Here is a 346-nt window from a genome sequence, read left to right as displayed (position 1 = left end):
ACCGCCGCGCGCTGTCGACCCGCTTCGATGCGGTGTCGGCCGCACCGCGCCTGCGCGGCGCCTGGCAGAGTGCGCTGGGTGAAGCCGGGCAGGGCAGCTTTGCCGGCAGCGGCTTCCAGACCCAGGGTTGGATGATGGGCCAGGACATGGCGCTGGGCAGCAATGGCGTGATGGGCTTTGCCTTTGGCGAAACCCGCAGCAACAGCAGCCGCGAGTGGGGCGGCGACAGCGGTCGTGACCGCCAGTCGCAGGCCCAGCTGTACGCCGGCTGGAACAGCGGGGCGGCCTACACCCTGGCGCAGCTGGGCGCTGGCCAGTTCACCCGCGAGATCGACCGCCAGCTGTT

The 346-nt window shown here is 71.1% G+C and carries 1 protein-coding gene; it reads left to right on the top strand.

What is annotated here, in order from left to right:
* The coding region (locus tag QMX79_RS20875; RefSeq protein ID WP_282248480.1) for an autotransporter domain-containing protein at positions 1–346 on the top strand (346 nt) is incomplete at both ends.

Source organism: Stenotrophomonas sp. PS02300, from assembly GCF_029959395.1.
Lineage (GTDB): Bacteria > Pseudomonadota > Gammaproteobacteria > Xanthomonadales > Xanthomonadaceae > Stenotrophomonas > Stenotrophomonas maltophilia_AD.
This window is presented reverse-complemented; position numbering and strand designations above follow the sequence as displayed.